At 62.4% G+C, this 205-nt stretch carries 1 pseudogene; it reads left to right on the top strand.

From position 1 onward, the window contains the following. Positions 1-51 precede the first annotated feature (51 nt). Positions 52-205: pseudogene (locus MKL11_RS03590) on the top strand (IS630 family transposase); the annotation flags it as partial.

Genomic DNA, 205 nt, shown 5'->3' with positions numbered 1-205 from the left:
ATACCAACCCTCGTTAAGTGGGACTCACGGGGTAGCCTCGGCGGCTGAGGGGTGATTCTGTCTTTGGGTTTGGAGCCCGAGGAGGATGTCATGGCTGCTCCGGTACCGCTGCGGTCAGACTTTGACGCTGACGGTCTGCGCACCTTGGCCAGGTGCGCGCGTGATCCCGCCCAAACACGGCGCCTTCTGGCTTTGTCGGCGATCT

This window comes from Methylobacterium sp. J-077, from assembly GCF_022829365.1.
Classification (GTDB): Bacteria; Pseudomonadota; Alphaproteobacteria; order Rhizobiales; family Beijerinckiaceae; genus Methylobacterium.
This window is presented reverse-complemented; position numbering and strand designations above follow the sequence as displayed.